Origin of the sequence: Streptomyces carpinensis, assembly GCF_002154505.1 — a bacterium.
Lineage (GTDB): Bacteria > Actinomycetota > Actinomycetes > Streptomycetales > Streptomycetaceae > Streptomyces > Streptomyces carpinensis.
In genome coordinates this window covers 1-2,050 of sequence record NZ_MUBM01000383.1, presented here as the reverse complement: position 1 = coordinate 2,050, position 2,050 = coordinate 1, and the positions used below count along the sequence as shown (strand labels likewise).

At 71.4% G+C, this 2,050-nt stretch carries 3 protein-coding genes; 2 read left to right on the top strand and 1 reads right to left on the bottom strand.

Annotation, left to right across the window (positions count from 1 at the left end):
* The first annotated feature begins 138 nt into the window (after window positions 1-138).
* Window positions 139-909, top strand: coding sequence for a maleylpyruvate isomerase N-terminal domain-containing protein (locus BZY54_RS39545; RefSeq protein ID WP_208640909.1), 771 nt, complete (start codon window positions 139-141; stop codon window positions 907-909).
* Window positions 910-969: 60 nt separating this feature from the next.
* A complete protein-coding gene (locus BZY54_RS39540) occupies window positions 970-1,764 on the top strand; it encodes a MerR family transcriptional regulator (RefSeq protein WP_086730180.1) in 795 nt (264 codons plus the stop codon).
* 63 nt (window positions 1,765-1,827) lie between these two features.
* Here BZY54_RS39540 and BZY54_RS39535 read toward each other — a convergent pair.
* Window positions 1,828-2,050: zinc ribbon domain-containing protein (locus BZY54_RS39535; RefSeq protein WP_143668233.1), on the bottom strand; the 223-nt coding region annotated here is incomplete at its 5' end.

The window sequence follows — 2,050 nt, the reverse complement described above, 5'->3', positions numbered from 1 at the left end:
GCGGCCTGAGAGGACGCCAGGCCGCCGTCCCGGCGCGGTGCGATGCGATGCGGTGCGGTGCGCGTGTGGGGTGAGGGGTGAGGGGATGAGCGGGCCCCGCCTGTTTATGCGACCGAGCATGCGGATATCCCTTTTCGCGTGGTTTCGACCCGTGTGAAGGATGTCCTTCCGGAGTTGGAAGTGTTCGCCCATGCCGTGCAGGCGCGTCGGCCCGACGACGGCACCTGGTGCGAGGCCTGGACGGTCCGCGACGTCCTGATTCATCAGACGGCCAACGCCGAGGAACTGGCGCGGGTGCTCGCCGCTCACCTGGCCGGCGAACCGGTCGCAACGCGCGGGTTCGACCGTGAGAACCCCTACCGGACGCTGAGTGATGCCCAGCTGTGGTCGGCGTTCCACGCCCGGTGCGAACAGCTCGTCGACATCACCGAGGCGGCCGCGCAGGACCTGTCACCGGACACCGCGGTGATGTGGACGGGCCGGTCGGTGAAAGCACCGTTCTTCGCCGAACACATGCGGGAAGAGCTCGTTCTCCACCGGTGGGACCTGACAGGCGACGACGGCATCGCCGTGCGGGCGCTCACCGAGCCGTGGATGACCGAACACAGCGTGAACGAGGTCGGCCAGCCGCTGTTTCGTCGCGGTTCCGCCGGCCTGGACTGGGCCGGAGGCGAGCGGATCGAGGCGCGCCTGCGGGTCCCGGGAACCGACGACATCCTGATCACGGCCGACGCGGACGGCAACAACATGCGCCTGGTCCCTCAGGAGGGGCCCGCCACCATCGAGAGCGATGCGGCCGTGCGCACGCTTCTCATCTGGGGACGCCGCCCCGCCGATCCCTCACGCTGGCACAGCGACGCGGGCCCCGAGGCCCTGCGAGCGGTGCGGACCCTGCTGAGCGGCTACTGACATCCGGCCGCCGATTCCCTGCTTGACCTTGCCGCAGCGGCAACGTTTCTACTGAGGGGCATGCGTATCGGAGAGCTCGCCGCGATCGCCGGCGTCACCACCCGCACCGTGCGGCACTACCACCGCATCGGCCTGCTGCCCGAGCCCGAGCGGCAGCCCAACGGCTACCGCGAGTACGGTCTGCGCGACGCCGTCCAGCTGGCCCGCGTCCGCAGGCTGACCGAGCTCGGGCTGAGCCTCGAGGAGGTCCGCGACGCACTCGCCGACGACGCGGGCAAGGACCTGCACGAGATCCTCGCCGAGCTCGACGCCGACCTGGCCCGCCAGGAGGAGGCGATCAGGCAGCGCCGCGCCCGACTCGCCGAGCTGCTGCGGCGCGCGGAGGCCGGCGGCCTGCCGGCCGAGGGCCCGATCTCACCGGAACTCGCCGTCATCTTCGACGACATGGCCCGCATCTGCGCCACACGCCCCGGCCCCGAGCCCGCCATGGCGGCAAAGGAACGCGAACTGCTCGCGCTGCTGGATGCGACGGCTGGCGCCGGCCACCGTGCCTGGCTGCTGGGGATGATGCGGACACTGAGCACCGACGAGAACGCGATGGCGCGGGCGTATGAGATCTACGCCCGGCTGGACGAGCTCGCCGACGCCGCGCCCGACGACCCGCGCATCCCTCAGCTGGCCCGGGCGGTGGCGGACAGCATGCCGGAGGAGGTCGCCCGGTCCGCGGCCGAGAGCGCCGCCCGCGCCGGGGACGGCGGGGGGTTCGCGGAGGCGTTGTTCGCCGACTTCCCGCCCGCGCAGGCGGAGGTCCTGCGCCGTGCGATGGGCCTGCTGCAGGAGCGGGGGGCCCGTTGAAGGCTCCCCTCCCTGAGGGGAGGGGATTCTCCACCCTTCTAGGGCTGAGCGGGGATGTACGGCTCAGGCTGCCGCCTGGGCCGGCGGCCCCGGCGGTCCTACGCCCTGGGCACCGTCCGGGTTCCGACCTGCCCGGACCAGCATCACGCGGGCGGAGTTCTTGTCCCTGTTGGACACGGCTCCACACACGGTGCAGGTATACGTTCTCATCGAGAGAGGTAGTGCGTGCTTGGTTCTCGCTCCGCACTGCGCACAGTCCATCGTGGTGTGCGCCGGGTGCACGAGA